We start from the raw sequence: 20,696 nt of genomic DNA, 5'->3' as shown, positions 1-20,696 counted from the left end.
TTCGGCTTCGGGGCCAATCGAGTGTCGCTCACGCGGCTCTCTTGAATTTCAGCAGAGGGCAGACCTAGAAGCAAACTTCTTCGTCGCCAGCGGCGCACCGCCCTCGTTCGTGGGCCGTATATAGTCGGACCTCCCTCGACGCGTCAACACCGATTTCGAACTTTTTTGAATTTTTTGCGACGAATTTTTCGAACCGCTTTTTCGATAGCCGACTGCCCTTGCGGCAGCCCCCAGGTTATCCGCAACGAAGCCCTATTGCCGCCGCATTAGGGCGTGAAACCGGCCCATATGAGGAAGGCGCGCGCGTACATGCGAGGCGCGCCGACGACGGATGACAGGGCGCCCTGCGCAAGGGGGCGCATGATTGGGGATATCGGCCCGGCCTGCCGCTTCGTTGACTTCAACCGCCGTGACAGGCAATTGTCATGGCCACAACGACAACGACAAGCCGTTTCGCCTGGGGAAGAAGCAGCCTTTCTGGATGCAAGACACCGAAGAGGTCATAGCCGAACTCGGCAACGAGCCGCCGCTGATCGCGGATGGCCGCAGCGGTCCGCCCGACCGCCGCGAGGTCTCGGCGCGCTGGCTGTCAGGCACCTTCCTCACCGGCGTGACATCGAGCGTGTTGATGGGCGTGGCGTTGTTCGCCGCCCTTGACGGGCGCCAGCAATTGGCGACCCCGCCGGAAATCGCCGAGCTCATCGGTCTTGCCAGCGGCGGCGATGATTCCGGCGAGCAGGCAAAGACCACAAGGCTGGTGGCACCCCGACAGATTGCCCGGGCGAAGGACCGGCGGCGCATGGAAGTGTCGATGGTCACCAAGGTCGGCGACCGTGACGTTATCCACACCATGCCCTTCGTGCAGATCAAGATGGCCCTGGCCGCCGGCCACACCACCAGCCGCCCCTACCCGCCGTTCGACCCGATGCAGGTGTTCGGCGACGACGGCGACGACAACGCGCAACCCGCAACGGCCACCGCGGTCGCCGGACAGATTTACGGCGCCAAGGTCGAAAGCGAGATGAGCCTGAAGACGGTCGATTTCCCGATCGAGACGGCCTCCTTCGACGAAAAAAGCGATCTCTCCGCCGACGAGGTTGAAAAGGTGGTGCGGGACGCCGGCACCGGCTTGAGCGACGGCGCCGTCCAGGTGGCAGCGCTGCACTATATCGATCCGCAGCGGTTCGGCGATGCCTTCGCCGAATCGATGGCCGGCTCCTACGACGTGAAGATCACGCAGGAAAACGTCTCGGTGGCGCCGCGTGCCACGCCGGATGACCAGACGCCTGCCTTCGCCGAGGAAATCATTCCCTTCACCAAGGATACCGATATCGCCGAGGCCTATGCCGATTCGGGCTATACCGGCGACGACGCCACCGGCATGGCGGAGGCGATCGCCAAGCTTTTGAACGCCCCGGCGCTAAAGGCCGGAACGGTGCTGCGCGTTGGCCTCGAGGTGCGCGGCGACATCGCCAAGGTCGTGCGCACCAGCGTCTACGACAAGACCACGCACATCGTCACCATAGCGCTCGATGACCATGGCCAGTATGTGCCGGCGCAGGAGCCGGAGCCCAATCCCGAGCTTTTGACGGCGTTCGACGATTCGCAGCCCGTCGTGGTGCGCGGCAATCTGCCCAATGTCTATGACGGCATCTACCGCACCGCCTATTCCTACGGCATGTCGAAAGCGATGACGCAAAAGCTGATCAAGCTGCTCGCTTCCGACGTGGATTTCCAGTCGCGGCTCTCGCCTTCCGACCGCCTCGAAGTGCTGTTCTCCCAACCTGACGGCGACGACCAGGCCTCCGACGGCTCTGAGCTTCTCTACGTCTCGTCGACCTTCGGCGGACAAACACGCAACTTCTATCGCTTCCAGATGCAGGACGGCAGCGTCGACTATTTCGACGAGAACGGCAGCAGCGCCAAGCAGTTCCTGCTGCGCAATCCGCTGCCCAATGGGCGCTTCACCTCCGGCTTCGGCGCACGCCGGCATCCGATCCTTGGCTACGTCCGGATGCACACCGGCACCGACTGGGCAGCGCCGATCGGCACGCCGATCATCGCCGCCGGCAACGGCGTGGTCGAGAAGGCCGGCTGGGCCGGCGGCTACGGCAAGCAGATCATCATCCGCCACGCCAATGGTTACGAGACCTCCTACAATCACCAGAGCGCTTTCGCCAAAGGCATCGAGGAAGGCGTTCATGTCCGGCAGGGGCAGGTCATCGGCTATCTCGGCCAGACCGGCCTCTCTACCGGCCCGCACCTTCACTACGAACTGATCGTCAACGGCACCAAGGTCGATTCGATGCGCGTGCGCCTGCCGGTCGGCAAGGTTTTGAAGGGCGACGATCTCGTCGCCTTCAAGAAAGAGCGCGAGCGCATCGACGATCTTCTGAAGCAGGAAGACGGCAATGCGCTGAAGGTTGCCAGCGCCAAGACTGATTCGCAGCTTCCGAACTAATCTTGCTCATCGTTTGTCTTTTGCGGCCAGGGCGATGCCTGTCCGGGAACCGTGAACCAGGCGGTGAGCGAAGACAGCACGCAAAGCAGCGCCGTGACCGCCGCGACCGCGGCGAAAGCCGAATCGCTTGCCGCAATCCTGGCCGCTTCGATATTGGCGGCCAGCCCGGAGGCGGGCGGCTCGCCGAAACCGGGCACCCCGGCGGCATTGCCGGTCATCCGCGCGTAAACCCAGGCCGCCAGTGAGCCCATCGCCGCCACCGCGATCAGGCCGCCGACGCGCGAGACCGCGTTGTTGATGCCGGATGCAGCCCCGGTATCCTTGTCCTCCACGGACGTCATGACCGCGGTCGACAGCGGCGACACGACTTGCGCCATGCCAAGCCCCATCAGCGCCATCAGCGGAAAGGTGCCGATCCAGAAATCGTGGATGCCGAAATGGGTAAGCAAGGCAAGGCCGGCGAAGGCAACGGCCACAACCATGCTGCCGCTGGCGATCGGGAAACGCGGACCGATGCGATCCGACCACTGGCCGACCGGTCCGGACAAAAGCGCGATCGACGCCGACAGCGGCACGAAGATGAAGCCGACCTCGGCCTCGCTCAGCCGCCAGCCGGCGATCAACAGCATCGGCAGGTAGAACAAATTGGCCGACAGCGCGAAATAAAGGAAAAACGTCGCCAGATTGGCGCCGGCAAAGGCCCTGATCCGGAACAGGCCGAGATCGATCATCGGATCGCGCCGCCTGTGCTCGTAAAAGATGAAGACCACAAGCAGGACCATGCCGGCAACGATCGCCGGGCCCGACATCAACCCTGCGCCTTCGGCATTCATCGCCGTCAACCCGTAGGCGAGCAGGCCGAAAGCAAGCGTCGCCAGCGCCGCACCGCCAAGGTCGAGGCTGCGTTTTTCGGTTGGCTTGTCGGCCGGCACCTTGGCCAGAAGCAGATAGATCGAGATCAGCCCAAGCGGCAGGTTGATGGCAAAGATCGCGCGCCAGACGCCATTGCCGAAAGTCGAGAGCACGAAGCCGCCCAGCACGGGACCGAGCGCCGTGGTCAGCGCCGAAGCGGCGGCCCAGATGCCGATCGCCCGGCCGCGCTCCTTCTTCGGATAGGCTTTGGCGATGACGGCCAGGCTGCCCGGCACCATGATCGCCGCACCAATGCCTTGGATGGCGCGGAAGGCGATCAATATAGCCGGATCGGGCGCCAGCGCGCAGGCGAGCGAAGCCGCGACGAACAACGCGATCCCGATCACGAAGGCGCGCCGCAGTCCAAACCGGTCGCCGGCAGCACCCCCCACCAGGATGAGCGCCGACAGCGTCAACGCATAGGCGTTGGAAATCCACTGCGCTTGGGCCAGGCTGGCGCCGAGATCCGCTCGCAGCGCCGGCATGGCGATCGCCAGGATCGAACCGTCGATGAAGCCGAGCGCAGAGGCGAGGATCGCAGCGACCAGCACGAATTTTCGCAGCGTCTGAGGACAAAACGTGCCGTTCGCCCGCGCGGGCGAATGCGAATCGGCAGTGGTTTCATTCGCTGATGACATCGGATCCCTGCTTAGCCCCCTCGCGCGGGCGCAACAACAAGCCAGAGCATCGCTGTTCTTGAAACCAGATGACAGAACATGATGCCGAAAAGTGTGAAGCGGTTTTCGGACGACATCATGCTCTCTTTTTGATTCAGGGCCGGATGGCGAGGTGGGCTCAATCCTGATGCAAACCGCCACCGGCGTGCTAGGTTCCACGATCATGCGTGAGAGGGGGAAGCCATGAAGCGTCCGCTCGAACCGTCGGCGGAAGGACGCGGACGCATCGTCGGCGTGACCGACGGCGTTTTCGCCATCGCGCTGACCTTGATCGTGCTGGAGATCAGAGTGCCGTCGCATGAGGCGGTGCATTCGGAAGGCGAATTGCTCGCCGCGATCCTGGCGCTGGCGCCGCGATTCCTGACTTATGCGCTGAGCTTTCTCACGCTCACCATCTTCTGGTTCGGACAGCAGGCACAGCATGGCCTGATCGCGAAATCGGACCGGCGGCTCGCGACGCTCAACCTATGCTTCCTTGCCTTTATCGCGCTGCTGCCCTTCTCAACCGACCTTCTCGCCGATTTCCTGGCATTCAGGGGCGCGGTACTGGTCTACTGGCTGAACCTGCTGATGCTGGGCGCCACGCTGTACGCAAGCTGGTGGTATGCCGACAGGAAGGGCATGATCGCCGAGGACGTCGATGCTGAAACGCGACGCACCGTCTACAAGCGAATCGTCAAGGCGCAGATCCTGTGGGCGGTCGGCGCGGCGCTTTGCCTGATCACGCCGCTGCTCAGCATAGGCTTCATCCTGCTGGTGCAGCTCATCTACGCCGCGGCGCCGCGCGCCTTACTGCTGCGTAAACTCATCGGTTGAGGTCCCGCCGACATCCGCGATTGTTGATCCGCCCACGAACTCCACCGTGACGCCCGGCGACACCAGCTTTGCAAGCTCGCGTGCATCCCAGTTGGTCAGGCGCACGCAGCCATGGCTCTCGGTTTTGCCAATCTTAGAGGGATCGGGCGTGCCGTGAATACCGTAGGTCGGCTTGTCGAGTGCGATCCAGACCGAACCGACCGGACCGTTCGGTCCCGGGGGGACGGTCAGGATCTTGTCGTTCTGGCCCTGCTTGAAATTGATGTTCGGATTGTAGGTGTAGTTCGGGTCGAGCGCGATGCGCGAGACGGCATGGATGCCGGTCGGCGACGGCGTGTCGGCCGAGCCGATGGTCGCAGGATAGGCCGCGACCAGCTTGCCGCTCCCATCATAGGCGTAGACTTCCTTCTTGGTCTTATCGGCGATGATACGCGTTACCGGCGTCGAGACCAGCTTGCCGAAATTGGCGACCTTGATCATCGTGCCCGGGCGATTGAAGTCCACGCCCTTGTTGATCGACTTCAGATAGGTCTCGTCCATATGGAAGCGTTCGGCCAGCGCCTCGGTGACCGAGGTGTAGCACATGCAGTCGAGCTTGGCCTTCTGGCTGTAGTCCTCCGGTATCGAGGCGACGTAAGGGCCGGCCACGTCTTCCGGCGTGATCGTGTAGGAGGCGAAGGCGTCGCCGCCCGACTGTGCAAGCGCCGCCTGGATGCCGACTGCATCGGTGGATTTCAGATTGGTGCCGTTTATTTCGTTGTAGGCGGCCAGCGCCTTGTCGACGTTCGAGCCGAAGCGCCCGTCGATCACGCCCGGCGAAGCGCCTCCGCGATCGAGCAGCACCTGTAGCGCGGCAACGTCCTGGCGCACCCCGAGCGACAGCGACGGATCGACCGCGGCCTTGCCGCCGGTGTTCGGCGGCAGCGACGGCTCGGCGTCCGGATTGGTTTGAAGCACTTCGCCCTGGCCCGGCTGCTCCGGGTCGATCGACGCCTCGTTCAGCGGCTGGCGCTTGATGGTGTCGGATTTAGGCGCCTCCGGATAGGTAGTGGCGTAGCCTTCATCATTGTTGGGCGCCGGCGGATAGGCATCGACGGAATTGTCGTCGTATTCGTCGACCGGCGGCGGGATGACACGGCCGTTCTCTTCCAATTGCCGACGGCGGAAGCGCGCCATGTCCTCGGGGTTGTCGAGATAATAGCGGTCGTCGTCATCGGCCGGCGCGCGGCCGAGTTCCTGCATGCGCATCTGCCGGCGAAGCGAGCGGCGATCAAGCCTGCTCCCCGGCGGCTGGATGGCGATCACCTTGCCGGTGTCGGCATCGACCAGCACGCGGTTGCCCCTGGCGTCATAATAGATGTCGATATTGCCTTCCTGCGCCAGCACCAGCGCACCGCGCTCGGCCGGACGCGCGCTCGGCCCGCCGTCCACGCCCGGCGCGGCGAACGCACTGGAAGACACCAGCCCGGCCGCGAGTGCCGAAAGGGAAAAAATCAAGCGCAGCATGGGGGTCTAGCTCTCCGGTCGACGAGGCTCCTGGCGGACGAACCTTCGCCAGCAAACCAGTTACCCAGACTAAGGTTCCAATATGAACCGGGCATGAAGATGGCGGTTTTCCGGTGCCTCGAGGAATATCCGCTGATGCATGTCACGCAAAAGTGTGCCGCGGTTTTGCGAGAACGACATGCATAAGATCCTTAGGATGCGGCAAGGCCCAATTCCTTGCGCGCCTGTTTGGTCAGCTTGTGGACGACCAGGCGGTGGCTTTCGCGCAGATAGTCCTTGAGCGCCGCATCATCCATGCTTTGGCTTGTCTGACGCTGGATCCATTTCATGCCGCGCGAGGCAAGATAGGGCGCCGGCCGGCAGCCCGGCTGATCCTTCAGCACATCATAGGCCATCTCGGAACATTTGAAGGTGACGAAAAGCTGCCCGCCCTCGTTCCAGCCGCCGATGGCGAACACCTTGCCGCCGACCTTCCAGACATGGGCGCCGCCCCACTGAACGACATGCGTCGTGGCGGGCAATGAAGCGCAGAAGCCGTTGTAATCATCGAGTTTCATCGAGTCCTTCCCGGTCATCCGAATCGGCAGCTGATTATGCGCAGTCACCGGCAATAAAAAAGCGCGCCGCACCAGTCCGGTGCGACGCGCTTCGCGTTCATTCAAGCTCGCCCGAAATCAGGCGGCGGCTTCCGTCGCCACCACGGTCGGCTTCGAGCGGAAGTTCAACCGGTCGGAACCGGCGGTGACCTTGACGGTCGAACCGTCGAGGATCTCGCCGAGCAGGATCTTCTCCGCCAGCGGATCCTGCAGCTCCTTCTGCATCACCCGCTTCAGCGGCCTGGCGCCATAGGCCGGATCGTAGCCCTTTGACGCCAGCCACTCGATCGCGTCGTGATCCAGCGACAGCGTGATCTTGCGATCGGTAAGCAGGTTCTCCAGCCGCTTGAGCTGGATCTCGACGATGCGGTCCATATCCAGACGGCGCAGCCGGTGGAACAGGATCACCTCATCGACGCGGTTGAGGAACTCCGGTCGGAACGAGGCCTTCACCACGGCCATCACCTCGTCGCGCACGGCATCGACGTCCTGGTCGTCGGCCAGGTTCACCAGATATTCGGCGCCGAGATTCGACGTCATGATGATCAGCGTGTTGCGGAAGTCGACCGTGCGGCCCTGACCATCGGTCAGCCGGCCGTCGTCGAGCACCTGCAGGAGCACGTTGAACACGTCCGGATGCGCCTTCTCGATCTCGTCGAACAGCACGACCTGATAGGGCCGCCGCCGCACCGCTTCGGTCAGCGCACCGCCTTCCTCATAGCCGACATAGCCGGGAGGCGCGCCGATCAGCCGGGCGACGGAGTGCTTCTCCATGAACTCCGACATGTCGATGCGGACCAGCGCCGTCTCGTCGTCGAACAGGAAGCTGGCCAGCGCCTTGGTGAGCTCGGTCTTGCCGACGCCGGTCGGTCCGAGGAACATGAACGAGCCGATCGGCCGGTTCGGATCCTGCAGCCCGGCGCGGGCGCGGCGCACGGCCTTGGACACCGCCTGCACGGCTTCGCCCTGGCCGACGACGCGCTTGCCGATCTCGTCTTCCATGCGCAAGAGCTTCTCGCGCTGCCCCTCCAGCATCTTGTCGACCGGAATGCCGGTCCAGCGCGATACGACATGCGCGACATGGTCCGGCGTGACCACCTCTTCCACCATGCCGGTCTTGCCGTCCTGCGCCTCGGCTTCCTTGAGCTTCTTCTCGAGCTCCGGGATCTTGCCATAGGCAAGCTCGCCGGCGCGCTGGAACTCGCCCTTGCGCTGCGCGATCGCCAGTTCGTTGCGCGTCTCGTCGAGCTGTTTCTTCAGGTCGGCGGCAAGACCAAGCTTCTGCTTTTCGGCCTGCCACTTGGTGGTCAGCTCGCTCGATTCTTCCTCGAGATCGGCGAGTTCCTTCTCCAGCCTTGCAAGCCGGTCCTTCGAGGCCTCGTCCTTCTCGACCTTCAGCGCCTCGCGCTCGATCTTGAGCTGCATGATGCGGCGGTCGATCTCGTCCAGCGCCTCGGGCTTGGAATCGACCTGCATGCGCAGCCTGGACGCCGCCTCGTCTATCAGGTCGATCGCCTTGTCGGGAAGGAAGCGGTCGGCGATGTAGCGGTTGGAAAGCGCGGCCGCCGACACAAGCGCGGAATCGGAGATGCGCACCTTGTGGTGCTGCTCGTATTTCTCCTTCAGGCCCCGCAGGATCGAAACCGTGTCTTCCACCGTCGGCTCGTCGACGAAGACGGGCTGGAAACGGCGGGCAAGCGCGGCATCCTTCTCGACATGCTTGCGGTATTCGTCCAGCGTGGTCGCGCCGACGCAGTGCAATTCGCCGCGCGCCAGCGCGGGCTTCAACAGGTTCGAGGCGTCCATCGCGCCGTCCGCCTTGCCGGCCCCGACCAGCGTGTGCATCTCGTCGATGAACAGGATGATGTTGCCGCTGGCCGAGGTGACCTCGTTGAGCACGGCCTTCAGCCGCTCCTCGAACTCGCCGCGATATTTGGCGCCGGCAATCAGCGCGCCCATGTCGAGCGCCATCAACTGCTTGTCCTTCAGCGATTCCGGCACGTCGCCATTGACGATGCGCAGCGCCAGGCCCTCGGCAATCGCCGTCTTGCCGACGCCCGGCTCGCCGATCAGCACGGGATTGTTCTTGGTGCGCCGCGACAGCACCTGGATGGTGCGGCGGATCTCGTCGTCGCGGCCGATGACCGGATCGAGCTTGCCGGCGCGGGCGTCGGCGGTGAGGTCGCGCGCGTATTTCTTCAGCGCGTCGTAGCCTTGCTCGGCGCTGGCCGAATCGGCGGTGCGGCCCTTGCGGATGTCGTTGATCGCCTGGTTGAGCGCCTGCGCGGTGACGCCCGCCTTGGACAGGATGTCGGCGGTCTTGGCCGACTTCTCCATGACAAGCGCCTGCAGCAGCCGCTCGACGGTGACGAAGCTGTCGCCGGCCTTCTTGGCCAGGTCCTCGGCGGTTGAGAACACCTTGGCGAGCGGCTGGGCGAGGTAAAGCTGGCCGTTGCCACCTTCGACCTTGGGCATCGCCTCGAGCGCCGTCTCGACGCCGAGCTTGACGTCGCGGACATTGCCGCCGGCGCGCTCGATCAAGGATGCGGCGAGGCCCTCGTCATCGTCGACGAGCACCTTGAGTATATGTTCGGGCGTAAATTGCTGGTGGTTGCGCGAGAGCGCCATGGTCTGCGCGGACTGGATGAAGCCGCGCACGCGCTCCGAGTATTTTTCAAGATTCATTCGCTGTCTCCTTCCATCACCGGCCCACTTTGCGGCACCGGATCAGATTGCGGTGACGGACCCGCTCAAAAGAGCCGAGCCCTGTTCAGCGCAGATATGGTGTATGGGCCACGGTCCCTCAAGACGCCTTGATGTCGATCAATGCAGAATATTCCCGGGGGTGCATATACAAAAACGGCGGAGATTTCTCTCCGCCGTCAGCGATGCTTGAAATGGCGTCTGGATCAGTTGTTTGCGTCGGCAGCTACGGGCTCGCCGGGGGCTTCGTTGACAACAGTTGCCGGCTCGCTGGCGGCAGGCTCCCTCGCCTGGTTCGCCTCTTCGGCCGGCTTGGCGCCGACCTCGTCGCTATTGTTCGCAGCGTTGCGCGTTTCGCCTGAACTTTCGGGACCGGAACCTTCGGGGCTCGAGCCCTCCGGCTGGTCGCCCTGCCCGCCACCGGCCTGGTCGGCATAGCTGCCGCGCTGGCGCCGCGGACGCCGTGGCCGGCGACCGCCATTCGCGGCTTCGTTGAGCTCGGCCTGGGCTGCGAGCGCGGCCGGCGAGAAACCGTCGAACTGCGGCGCCTGCTCACCCTGGGATCCGACCTCGCCGGCCGCCTCGGGCTGCGCCTCGTTGCGGCGGTTCTGATCGAACTGCTGGCCGCCCTGCTCGCTGCGCTGGGCGTTTTCGCCACGCTGACCGCTCTGGCCGTAGCCGCCGTTGCGGCGGTCGCGATGCCGGTCGCGGCCACTGTTGTCGCGCGGGTTGTTGTCGCGGCGATTGTTGTTGTCGCGGCCGTTTTCCTGGTTGTAGGCGAGTTCCGCCGGCGTTCCGTCGATCACCGGCTGCGGCCCGGAGCCGTTCGCCGGCGCCTCGGCGCCGCTGTTGTTGCCGGCATTGTCGAACTCGTCGCGATCCTCATCGAGATCGTCGTCGAAGTCGTCGCGGTTCTGCGGGACGTTTTGGATCGGCATCTGCGCCTGTGCGGCGGCAATGATGCGATTGTAGTGTTCGGCGTGCTGGAGATAGTTCTCCGCCATTACTCTGTCGCCGGAGCTTTGCGCGTCACGGGCGAGTGTGGCGTATTTCTCGGCGATCTGCTGAGCCGATCCGCGGATCTTCACGTCCGGGCCGTTGCTCTCGTAAGTGCGGGTCAGGGGATTCGGCCCCTTGCGGTTATTGTTGTTGCCACCGCCGCCATTGTTGTTGCGACCGCGCATGCGCCTGTTCTGCTGTTGTGGCCTCATTAGACTCTCTTCATAGTGAATTTTCGAAAAACTCTTCACGAACGGAGGCGCTCATGCAGCCAGCCGTTTCGTTTCTTCACCGGCGTTCGCCCGCATCAATTGCGTTGGCGCCACGTGCCATCCTGTTCCGGTTACATCACTTGCCGGATGATTCCCGCACGAAGCTTGGGCGTCGTTTGCGCAAGAAGGCAGCTATTTCCAAGGAAAACCGAATCGCTGGGAGCACTGCCTGCTTCGTCTCATCCGGTTGAGCCGGACCCTAACTGCATTCCCTGGTATTGCCAAGCGGTTTTTTTCGCGCTGCATCAGGGCTTTCACCGCTCGAACGCCAGAACTCTGTCATTGCCGCCGAGGTCCAGGTAGGCTCCGGCAAGCCTGTATCCGGCTGCCGCGAAAATCCCGCTGACCTCGTTTTTCTGCGTATGGCCGATCTCGACCGCTACCTTGCCTTGCGTTTCCAGAAATCCTGCCGCGCCGGCGGCGATGACCCGATAGGGGTCCAAACCATCCACACCGCCGTCCAGGGCCCGATGCGGGTCGAAATCGCGGACCTCGTCCTGCAGATTTCCGATCTCTCGACTGGATATATAGGGAGGGTTCGAGGCAATTACATGGTAGCGGCCCGAAACTTTTTCGAACCAGTTGGAATGCAAGGCTTTGAAGCGCTCGCCGAGCCCCAGATTCCGGGCATTTCGGGCTGCGGTCGCCAATGCGTCGGGCGAAATGTCGACGCCTGTCGCGGTGGCCGCCGGAACGGCGCTGAGCAGCGCCAGCGCGATGGCGCCGGTGCCCGTGCCGAGATCGAGAATACGGCATTCGCCCAGCCTTTCCGCCGTTGCCCGGGCGAAGGGCAGGACGGCGTCGACCAGCGTCTCGGTGTCCGGCCGGGGCTCCAGCGTCTCCGGCGAAAGCGACAGGCGCAAACCGTAGAATTCGCGGTAGCCGAGGATGCGGTGCACCGGCTCGCCTGCGACGCGACGCCTCAGGGCCGCTTCAACGGCCGAAAGCGCCGCCGAGCCCACCTCGTGCCCCGGCTCGGCAATCGCCTGGGCGCGGGTCGTGCCAGAGAAATGTTCGACGATCAGCCGGGAATCGAGCGCGGCATCGTCGATACCGGCGGTGGCCAGACGCTCGCGCGCCGCCCTGAGCAGCGGCCCGAGCGCGGCAGGCAGTCGATCAGCCATCGAGGCTCATATCGGCAAGCAGCTTCGACTGATGGTCGGCGATCAGCGCGTCGATAATCTCGTCGAGCTCGCCCATCATCACCCGGTCGAGCTTATAGAGCGTGAGGTTGATACGGTGGTCGGTGACGCGCCCTTGCGGGAAGTTGTAGGTGCGGATGCGTTCCGACCGGTCGCCCGACCCGACCTGCGACTTTCGCGACGACGAGCGCTCCTCATCAGCGCGGCTGCGCTCGAGATCGTAAAGTCGGGCCCTCAGGATCTGCATGGCGCGCGCCCGATTCTGGTGCTGCGACTTCTCCGCCTGCACCACCATGATGCCGGTCGGCAAATGGGTGATGCGCACCGCCGAATCGGTGGTGTTGACGTGCTGGCCGCCGGAGCCCGAGGCGCGCATCGTGTCGATGCGGATGTCTTCCGCCCGGATCTCGATATCGACCTCTTCGGCTTCGGGCAGCACGGCTACCGTCGCCGCCGAGGTGTGGATGCGCCCGCCGGCTTCGGTCTCCGGCACGCGCTGGACGCGGTGCACGCCGGATTCGAACTTCAGATGCGCGAACACGCCCTTGCCTGACACCGAGGCGATGATTTCCTTGTAGCCGCCGACCTCGCCCTCGCTGGCCGACACCACCTCGAAGCGCCAGCCGCGCGAGGCGGCATAGCGCTCATACATGCGGAACAGGTCGCCGGCGAACAGTGCCGCCTCGTCGCCGCCGGTGCCGGCGCGGATTTCGAGGATGGCGTTCCTCTCGTCGGCCGCGTCCTTGGGCAGAAGCAGGATCTGGATGTCTTTCTGCAGCGCCTCGATGCGGCTCTCGACCTCTGGCAGGTCCGCCTCGGCCAGCGCCCGCATGTCGCCGTCGGTCGCCTTGTCGGCCAGCATCGCCTCGAGGTCCGCCTGTTCCTGCTCGGCGGCGCGCAACGCCCGGATCTTGCCAACCATCTCCTGGATATCGGCATATTCCGAAGCCATCTTCACATATTGATCGGCGGCGGGTCCGGCCGACATCTGCGCTTCGAGCATGTCGAAACGCTTGACGACTTGATCCATACGGTCGCGGGGCAGGTTGATCATGATCTTCGAACTTCGATGGAATTCACGTCAGGGCGAGTCGAAAATTGGGAGTTTCGAGAACCGGAGCGGAATGTACATTTAGGTACATGAGCACCGGAAGCGCAGAAAATCGCCATTTGCAGACCGCCCTCACGTGAATCTAGAGCGGAATCGAGCGATCATCTGCAAAGGCCTGAAGCAAGGCCCGCATCGGCGTCCCCTGACTGGGCGCCATCAGATTGTCCCTGAAGAAGTCTTTCAACTCCTGCAGCGGCAGCTCGGTCAGCATCGCCTTGACCGGGCCGATCGAGGCCGGCGACATCGAGATCGAGCGGAAGCCCAGGCCGATTAGCGCCATGGCCGAGATCGGCTTGCCGGCAAGTTCGCCGCAGAGAGTGACCGGCGTGTTGTTGCGCACGCCGGCATCGGCGATCGTCTTTAGCACCCGAAGGAACGGCGTCGACAGAGTGTCGAAGCGGTCGGCGAGTTGGGTGTTGCCGCGATCGACGGCCATGACGAACTGGAAGAGGTCGTTGGAGCCGACCGAGACGAAGTCCACCGCCTTCATCAATTCGTCGAGCTGGAACAAGAGCGAGGGCACTTCCAGCATCGCGCCGAGCTTGAGGCTGGTGGGCAGATGATGCGCGAAGCGCGACAGATGCCGGACCTCGCGGTCGATGATCTCACGCGCCTGCGCGATTTCGGACAGCTCGGTCACCATCGGCAGCATCAGCTTCAGCTCGCGGCCGCCGCAGGCCTTCAGCAGCGCCCGGATCTGGGTTCTGAGCAGGCCGGGGCGGTCGAGCGTCAGCCGGATCGCCCGCCAGCCGAGCGCCGGGTTCTCTTCCTGGATCGCGCCCTTAAAGTAAGGCAGCACCTTGTCGCCGCCGATGTCGATGGTGCGGAAAGTCACCGGCTTCCCGCGCGCCGCCTCGAGCACGTCGCGGTAAAGCCGCTCCTGAGCCTCAGCGCGCGGGAAGGTCGAGGCGACCATGAACTGCAATTCGGTGCGGAAGAGCCCGATGCCTGCGGCGCCCGACTCGGTCAGCTGCGGCAGGTCGACGGCAAGGCCCGCGTTCATCAAGAGCTCGACCGGAACCCCGTCCTTGGTCAGCGACGGCTTCTTGCGCAGCTCGCGATAGACTTCCTGCCGCCTAGCCCGGAAGCGGACTTTTTCGGCATAGGCGGCCTCGAGGTCGGACTGCGGCCGCAGATGGATGGTGCCTTCCTCGCCGTCGACGATGATGGCATCGCCGTTTTCCGCCATCGAAACGGCGCCCTTCATCTGGCCGGCGACGGGAATGCCCATGGCGCGCGCGACGATGACGACATGGCTGGTGGCGGCGCCGTCCTCCAGCACCAGGCCGCGCAGCTTGTCGCGCGGATAGTCGAGCAGTTCGGCCGCGCCCATCGAGCGGGCGACGATGATGGCGTCCTTGGGCAGCGAGGTCGCGACATCCTCCGGGCCGCGCCCCATCAACTGGCGCAGGAGCCGGTTGGCGAGGTCGTCGAAATCGCTCATCCGCTCGCGCAGATAGGGGTCGGTCATGTGCAGCATGCGGGCGCGCATGTCGCTCTGCACCTTCTCGACCGCTGCTTCCGCCGTCAGTCCGTTGCGGATCGCCTCTTCCAGCCGGCGCACCCAACCGCTGTCATTGGCGAACATGCGATAGGCCTCGAGCACCTCACGGTGCTCACCTTCGAAGGCGACCTCGCGCCGCTCCAGCATGTCGTCGATGGAGAGCCGGAGCGAGCCGAGCGAGGACTGCAGCCGGCGCACCTCCTCCTCGCTGTCCTCGTTGAAGAGATTGGTGACGACGATGCGCGGTTCATGCAGCACGACATGGCCGAGCCCGACGCCTTCGTTGAAGGAAAGGCCGGTGAAGCTCACCGGGCGGCGCAGATCGAGCTCCAGCCCGGGCCGGGTGAGGCGCGCGAGATCGCCGGTGGCGATCATTTCGGCGATCACCATCGCCGTGGTTTCAAGCGCCTCGACCTCGTCGTCGCGATAGTGGCGCATGGTCTTGTTCTGCACCACCAGCACGCCCAGCGTGCGCCCTGCCCTCAGCACCGGCACGCCGAGGAAGGAATTGTAGATCTCTTCGCCCGTCTCCGGCAGGTAGGCGAAGGCCGGATGTTCCTGCGCGTTGGAGAGGTTGAGCGGCCGCGCGCTGGCGGCGATCGTGCCGACCAGACCCTGCCCGAGCCTGAGCTGCGCCAGGTGGACGGCGTTGGGGTTCAGACCTTCGGTGGCGTAGAGTTCGAGCACCGAGTCTGCGCGCAGCACATAGAGCGAGCAGACTTCGGCAACCATGTTGGAGGCGATGTCACGCACGATGCGGTCGAGCCGCTCCTGCGGCTCCAGCGGCTCCTGCATGAGCTCGCGAAGCCGTTTGAGCAGAACGCGCGGGCCACTGGCCGTATCACGCATCGCGGCTTGTTCTCCAATGGGCATTTCGCCCGCCGCAGTTTCTCCCGCGGCCGGCGTTCACGCAACAACTGACTCAGTTCTTGCTATTGCTTATCGAGCCCGTAGACGGAATGCAAAGTACGAACTGCAAGTTCCGTATAGGGACCGTCGATCAATATCGAAATTTTGATCTCGGACGTGGTGATGGCGCGGATGTTGATCGCCTTGTCGGCCAGCGCCTTGAAGGCGGTGGCGGCGACGCCGGCGTGGCTTCTCATGCCGATGCCGATGACCGAGACCTTCGACATGCCGGCTTCCGACTGCACGACATCATAACCGACTTCCGGCTTCAGCTTCTCCAGAACGGCAAGCGCCTTGTCGACATCACCGGACGGCACGGTGAAGGTCATATCGGTGAACTTGCCGTCCTCGGAGATGTTCTGGACGATCATGTCGACATTGATGTTGGCTTCGGCCAGCGGGCCGAAGATGCCGGCGGCAACGCCTGGACGGTCGCCGACGCGGCGCAGCGAGATCTGCGCTTCGTCCTTGGCGTAGGCAATTCCGGTGACGACCTGCTGTTCCACGATCTCTTCCTCGTCGCAAATAAGCGTTCCGGGCGGATTGAGCAAATCCCCCATTCCGGGCGCGTCGGGATCGTCGAAGGACGACCGCACGAAGGTACGCACCCTGTGTACCATGGCAAGCTCGACCGAGCGCACTTGCAGCACCTTGGCGCCGAGCGAAGCCATTTCGAGCATTTCCTCGAACGAAATCTTGGCCAGCCGACGGGCTTTCGGCTCGATACGAGGGTCGGTCGTGTAGACGCCGTCGACATCGGTATAGATGTCGCAACGGTCGGCCTTGACCGCCGCCGCGATCGCCACGGCGCTGGTGTCGGAGCCGCCGCGGCCGAGCGTCGATATGCGGTTGTCCGGGCCGATGCCCTGGAAACCAGCGATGACCGCCACCTGGCCCTCGCCGAAGCGCTTGATCAGGAAGGCGCCGTCGATATCAAGGATGCGTGCCGCGCCATGCGCGTTGTCGGTCTTGATCGGGATCTGCCAGCCCTGCCAGGACCGTGCATGGATGCCCATGTTCTGCAGCGTGATCGCCAGGAGACCGGCCGTGACCTGCTCGCCCGACGCGACAACGGCGTCATATTCGCGCGCGTCGTGCATGGGCGAGGCTTCGCGGGTCCAGCCGACCAGCTCGTTGGTCTTGCCGGCCATCGCCGAGACCACCACGGCAACCTCGTGGCCGGCATCGACCTCGCGTTTGACATGGCGCGCCACGTTGCGGATGCGGGCGATGTCGGCGACCGAGGTTCCGCCGAATTTCATCACGATACGCGCCATGGAAGCGAAATGCCTTTGACTGAAGCCGGCTCGAGCCCGGAACGAGAGGAAACGCCGGGTAAGCCCGGCGCCGGAATGCGCGGCCTCCTTAGCCAAAACAGCAACGCTTCGCAAGCGAGCGCGGCCAAGAGCGGCCCGGCACCGTCTATCCTGACAGAATCTTGTCGCCGATCATGCCATAAGACTGGCGAAACGGCGCGCTGGAGAGTCTCATGACCGAAACCCTGGAAATCGTCACCTTCCGCCTCAAGCCCGGCGCCGAAGCCGGCTTTGTCGCCAGCAACGGCGTCATCACTGACTGGCTCGCCCGGCAGCCAGGCTTCCTCAGCCGGCATCTCGGCCGGCGCGAGGATGGAAGCTGGGTGGACGTGGTGCGCTGGCAGAGCATGGAACAGGCCCAGGCGGCGGCCGACCGCATCATGCCCGAGATCGGCGGCAGCGAAGCCGTGCAGGCGATCGAGCCGGGCAGCGTCGCCATGAACCATGCAATGATCGCGCTGTCGCGTTGATCGCGGCATTGCCGGTCGCGCGCTCGCGGCTCAGGTAGCGCTTCGCCACAGACCGGGATAGTCGAGAACGAAACCGGCCGGCGAGACCGTCAGGACAGCATCGTAGCCGTACACGGGTGCGGCATAAGCATAGCGGCTGTCGTCGAGCCGCCGGTAGGTCTGTTCGAGACGCGAGAGCCTGAGTTCAGGAAAGGCCAGATAGGCGGCCGGCGCCGGCGCCGCCATGCCGTCGCCAAGCTCGAGCCGACGGATCGCCAGAAGATTGGTGGCGGGCGTGAAGCCGAGATCGACGTCGACGAGGCCGGCAACCTCCGCCTGGCTTGCGCCGTTCAGCAGCCACTGGCCGTCGGCAAGACGTTCAATCTGATAATGCATCTCCCGCATGCCGCAAAAGCCGTCGACCCGCGCCCTACGGGTACGCCAGCTCAGGTCGCAATCCACCTCATAGGCAAGGCCACACGGACCGGCGTCGTGGACGAAAAGCGCATGGCCTTTGAGGGTCCGGCCATCTTCCGTCTCGCCAAGCAGGCAACCGTCGTGCCCCTCCAGGTCGAGCCGTTGCCAAAGGATCGAAGCCAGAATTCGCATTTTCGCACACTCCCGTCTCGGTCTCGCTCCCTGTCCATGACAGCTTTTCGTTCGCCCATCCGATTTGTTTCGGCAGCGCGGCAACCAAGCTGCCAGGCGCTGACAGAACGCGGCCTGATCCATCGACATGGTTGGGCTTGCCGGCGCCCTGATGCCAGCGGCAAAAAACCCGCCTTGACATTCCCTCCCCCGCGCCCGACTTCCTAGCGTTCCCCGACTTCTTGGCGTTCGAGGAGACCCGCCTATGCCAGAGCCCCGCCGATCGACCATCGATGCCGGAGAAGTGGAACGCTTCTCCGCCCTTGCCGCCGAATGGTGGAACCCGAATGGCAAGTTCCGTCCGCTGCACAAGTTCAATCCGGTGCGGCTTGCCTATATCCGCGATCAGGTTGCGGCCCGTTTCGGCCGCGATCCGCGCGCGGCGCGGCCTTTCGATGGCCTGCGCTTCCTCGATATCGGCTGCGGCGGCGGTTTGCTGTGCGAGCCTATGGCCAGGCTTGGCGCCGAAGTGGTCGGCGCCGATGCTTCCGCGACCAACATCGAAGTGGCGAAGCTGCACGCGGCGGAGGCCGGCGTCAGCGTCGACTACCGCGCCACCACGGCCGAGGCGCTGGCCGATGCCGGCGAGACCTTCGATGTTATCCTGAACATGGAAGTGGTCGAGCATGTCGCCGATGTCGACCTGTTCGTAGCCAAATGCGGCCAGATGGTCCGCCCCGGCGGCATCATGTTCGTCGCCACCATCAACCGCACGCTGAAAGCGCTCGGCCTTGCCATCATAGGCGCCGAATATCTGCTGCGCTGGCTGCCGCGCGGTACGCATCAGTTCGGCAAGCTGGTCCGTCCGGAGGAGCTTGCGAAGGCGCTGGGCGCTGCCGGGCTCACGGTGATCGACCGCACCGGCGTCATCTATCATCCGCTGGCCGACCGCTGGCAGAAGTCCAGGGACATGGACGTCAATTACATGGTGCTGGCGGAGAAAGCTTCGGTCTGAACGGCGGCAAGCCGGACCGCCTGTCTCACGCCTCCAGTGGCCGGCGGCAACGAGAACTAGAGCGTTTCACCGTTTCACGGAAACGGCGAACCGCTCTATCTCTTTGTTTTGACGCAATTCCGGACGGAAAACCGCTCACACTTTTCCTGGAATTGCTCTAGCTGCGGGACGCCGCCGGTTCGACCCGGACCGGCGCCGGCGCGCTGGTCTGGCTTTGCGCCTTGGTCGTGATGAAGACGCCGGCGGTGATGATGGCGGCGCCCAGCCAGGTCAGAAGCTGGTAGTGCTCGCCGAGGAAGATCGTGCCGGCGAACAGGCCGACGGCCGCCGCCACATAGCCGATCTGGCTGAGATAGACCGGCCCGCCGACCGCCTGCAGGCGGAAGAAGAAGGCGAACATCGCCGAGGCCGACGCTACCTGGCCGACGACCACGAGCGGCACGCCGCCGAGCGGAATGAAGGCTTGCCCGCCCAGAAGCGTCAAAATGCCGATGAGGAGCAGCGTGGCCGAGGCCAGATGGCTGCCGACCGCCAGCTCGATCGGGCCGGTGCCTTGCGGCCAGTCGACGGTGCGGTAGATGTTGCCGGCGGCAAGGCTGACCGGGATGAGCAGCCCAATCGCCACCCAGAAATAGTCGGCCGGCTGCCCTGCCTCGCCGCGCGTCAGCGCGACCATCGCCGCGCCGACAAAGCCGACGGCGATGCCGATGACCCCGAGCAGATTGGGGCGCCTGACACCGAGCACGATCGAGAACACCAGCGTGATCACCGGCGACAGGGTGAACATGATGCCGGTGTAGCCGGCGCCGAGATGCGGGATGGCCGAGAACATCAAAAGATTGGGAATGGCGTAGGAAATCGCTGCGGTGACGAAGAAATAGCGCAGCTTGTGCGGGGTCAGCCGGATGCGCTCGCCGCGCAGCAGAAGCGCCAGAAACAGTACGCCGCCTGCGCCCAGCGAGATGACGAAGGCCCAGGCCATGGCCGGCACCCCGGCGGCGGTGGCGAGCTTGCCGAACGGCAGCGTCATGCCCAGCAGGCCGCCCGTTACGACCAGAAGCCAAATCGCTGAATCCCAGAGAAATCTCATTGGTTCGTCCTGTCGCTGCGAGACCGCTTGGCGGCCAGGTCTTCTTGCGGTAAGATAATGTCAAGATTCTTTATGTCAAGATACTTACGGTGAGCGATATGGATCGAGCGAGCAGGGCCATGGAGCAGTGGCGACGGGAGCGACCGGACCTCGACGTGTCGCCGATGGGCGTCATCGGGCGGCTGAACGAGGTCTCGGCGCTCATCGCGCGCGACCGCCTGGCGCCGGTCTTCGCCCGCTTCGGGCTACAGTCCGGCGAATTCGATGTCCTGGCGACGCTGCGCCGTTCCGGCGCGCCCTATGCGCTGACGCCGACCGAGCTTTACGAGGCGACGATGGTGACGTCGGGCGCCATGACCGCGCGCCTCGACCGGCTGGAGAAGGCCGGCCTGATCCAGCGCGCGCCGCATCCCAACGACCGGCGCGGTGTGGTGGTGCAATTGACCGGGAAAGGGCTCGAGCTCATCAACGAAGCGCTTGCCGCCCACGTCGCCAACGAGCACGAAATCCTTGCCGGCCTGACACGCGAGGATCGGGAAATGCTGGCGAAACTCCTGGAAAAACTGATCGGAAGCTTGGGCCAAACCTCTGCCTAGCGTATGCCTCCTGCTTTCCACCTTCGTGAACTTG

General features: G+C 64.2%; 16 protein-coding genes. 5 read left to right on the top strand and 11 right to left on the bottom strand.

The window, feature by feature from the left end:
* Positions 1-481 precede the first annotated feature (481 nt).
* On the top strand, positions 482-2,461 hold the full coding sequence (locus CK219_RS15150) for a M23 family metallopeptidase (protein WP_176477019.1): 1,980 nt from the start codon (positions 482-484) through the stop codon (positions 2,459-2,461).
* Here CK219_RS15150 and CK219_RS15145 read toward each other — a convergent pair.
* Entirely contained in the window at positions 2,458-4,011 is a 1,554-nt protein-coding gene (locus CK219_RS15145) for an MFS transporter (protein ID WP_095767532.1), read from the bottom strand. The genes CK219_RS15150 and CK219_RS15145 overlap by 4 nt on opposite strands.
* Before the next feature lie 222 nt (positions 4,012-4,233).
* Here CK219_RS15145 and CK219_RS15140 point away from each other — a divergent pair, with 222 nt between their 5' ends.
* Positions 4,234-4,866 carry a TMEM175 family protein gene (locus CK219_RS15140; protein WP_095767531.1) on the top strand — a complete coding sequence of 211 codons (633 nt, stop codon included), beginning with the start codon at positions 4,234-4,236 and terminating at the stop codon, positions 4,864-4,866.
* Here CK219_RS15140 and CK219_RS15135 read toward each other — a convergent pair.
* The 8 genes from CK219_RS15135 to CK219_RS15100 form a co-directional block, all read right to left on the bottom strand.
* Positions 4,840-6,372, bottom strand: coding sequence for a L,D-transpeptidase family protein (locus CK219_RS15135; RefSeq protein WP_095767530.1), 1,533 nt, complete (start codon positions 6,370-6,372; stop codon positions 4,840-4,842). The genes CK219_RS15140 and CK219_RS15135 overlap by 27 nt on opposite strands.
* A 191-nt stretch (positions 6,373-6,563) precedes the next feature.
* Complete coding sequence (locus tag CK219_RS15130; RefSeq protein WP_095767574.1) at positions 6,564-6,929, bottom strand: MmcQ/YjbR family DNA-binding protein; 366 nt, start codon at positions 6,927-6,929, stop codon at positions 6,564-6,566.
* Positions 6,930-7,046: 117 nt separating this feature from the next.
* Positions 7,047-9,653 carry an ATP-dependent chaperone ClpB gene (gene clpB / locus CK219_RS15125; protein WP_095767529.1) on the bottom strand — a complete coding sequence of 869 codons (2,607 nt, stop codon included), beginning with the start codon at positions 9,651-9,653 and terminating at the stop codon, positions 7,047-7,049.
* A 224-nt stretch (positions 9,654-9,877) separates the two neighbouring features.
* Positions 9,878-10,855, bottom strand: a complete 978-nt coding sequence (locus CK219_RS15120) for a DUF4167 domain-containing protein (RefSeq protein WP_245340485.1) — start codon at positions 10,853-10,855, stop codon at positions 9,878-9,880.
* Between the two features lie 341 nt (positions 10,856-11,196).
* Positions 11,197-12,066: a peptide chain release factor N(5)-glutamine methyltransferase gene (prmC, locus tag CK219_RS15115; RefSeq protein WP_095767528.1), complete on the bottom strand. Its 870-nt coding sequence runs from the start codon at positions 12,064-12,066 to the stop codon at positions 11,197-11,199.
* The gene (gene prfA, locus CK219_RS15110; RefSeq protein WP_095767527.1) at positions 12,059-13,138 is read right to left on the bottom strand and encodes a peptide chain release factor 1; all 1,080 of its coding nucleotides are present in this window, start codon (positions 13,136-13,138) and stop codon (positions 12,059-12,061) included. Before prfA ends, prmC begins: the two co-directional genes overlap by 8 nt.
* A gap of 139 nt (positions 13,139-13,277) precedes the next feature.
* Complete coding sequence (ptsP, locus tag CK219_RS15105; protein ID WP_095767526.1) at positions 13,278-15,548, bottom strand: phosphoenolpyruvate--protein phosphotransferase; 2,271 nt, start codon at positions 15,546-15,548, stop codon at positions 13,278-13,280.
* Between the two features lie 83 nt (positions 15,549-15,631).
* On the bottom strand, positions 15,632-16,885 hold the full coding sequence (locus tag CK219_RS15100) for an aspartate kinase (protein ID WP_095767525.1): 1,254 nt from the start codon (positions 16,883-16,885) through the stop codon (positions 15,632-15,634).
* Positions 16,886-17,097: 212 nt separating this feature from the next.
* Between CK219_RS15100 and CK219_RS15095 the strand changes: the two genes are divergently transcribed.
* The gene (locus CK219_RS15095; RefSeq protein ID WP_095767524.1) at positions 17,098-17,394 is read left to right on the top strand and encodes an antibiotic biosynthesis monooxygenase; all 297 of its coding nucleotides are present in this window, start codon (positions 17,098-17,100) and stop codon (positions 17,392-17,394) included.
* A gap of 30 nt (positions 17,395-17,424) precedes the next feature.
* Here CK219_RS15095 and CK219_RS15090 read toward each other — a convergent pair whose 3' ends face one another.
* Entirely contained in the window at positions 17,425-17,982 is a 558-nt protein-coding gene (locus CK219_RS15090; protein ID WP_095767523.1) for a putative glycolipid-binding domain-containing protein, read from the bottom strand.
* A gap of 244 nt (positions 17,983-18,226) precedes the next feature.
* Between CK219_RS15090 and ubiG the strand changes: the two genes are divergently transcribed.
* Entirely contained in the window at positions 18,227-18,976 is a 750-nt protein-coding gene (gene ubiG / locus CK219_RS15085; protein ID WP_095767522.1) for a bifunctional 2-polyprenyl-6-hydroxyphenol methylase/3-demethylubiquinol 3-O-methyltransferase UbiG, read from the top strand.
* A gap of 157 nt (positions 18,977-19,133) precedes the next feature.
* Here ubiG and CK219_RS15080 read toward each other — a convergent pair whose 3' ends face one another.
* Positions 19,134-20,066 (bottom strand): DMT family transporter, encoded by a 933-nt coding sequence (locus tag CK219_RS15080; protein WP_095767521.1) that lies wholly within the window; start codon positions 20,064-20,066, stop codon positions 19,134-19,136.
* 98 nt (positions 20,067-20,164) lie between these two features.
* On the opposite strand from CK219_RS15080, the gene CK219_RS15075 reads away from it, so the two are divergent.
* Positions 20,165-20,662: a MarR family transcriptional regulator gene (locus CK219_RS15075; protein WP_095767520.1), complete on the top strand. Its 498-nt coding sequence runs from the start codon at positions 20,165-20,167 to the stop codon at positions 20,660-20,662.
* Positions 20,663-20,696 lie beyond the last annotated feature (34 nt).

It is taken from the genome of Mesorhizobium sp. WSM4313 (assembly GCF_002294725.1).
Lineage (GTDB): Bacteria > Pseudomonadota > Alphaproteobacteria > Rhizobiales > Rhizobiaceae > Mesorhizobium.
The sequence above is the reverse complement of the archived record's forward strand: the minus strand, read 5'-3'. Positions and strand labels throughout refer to the sequence as shown.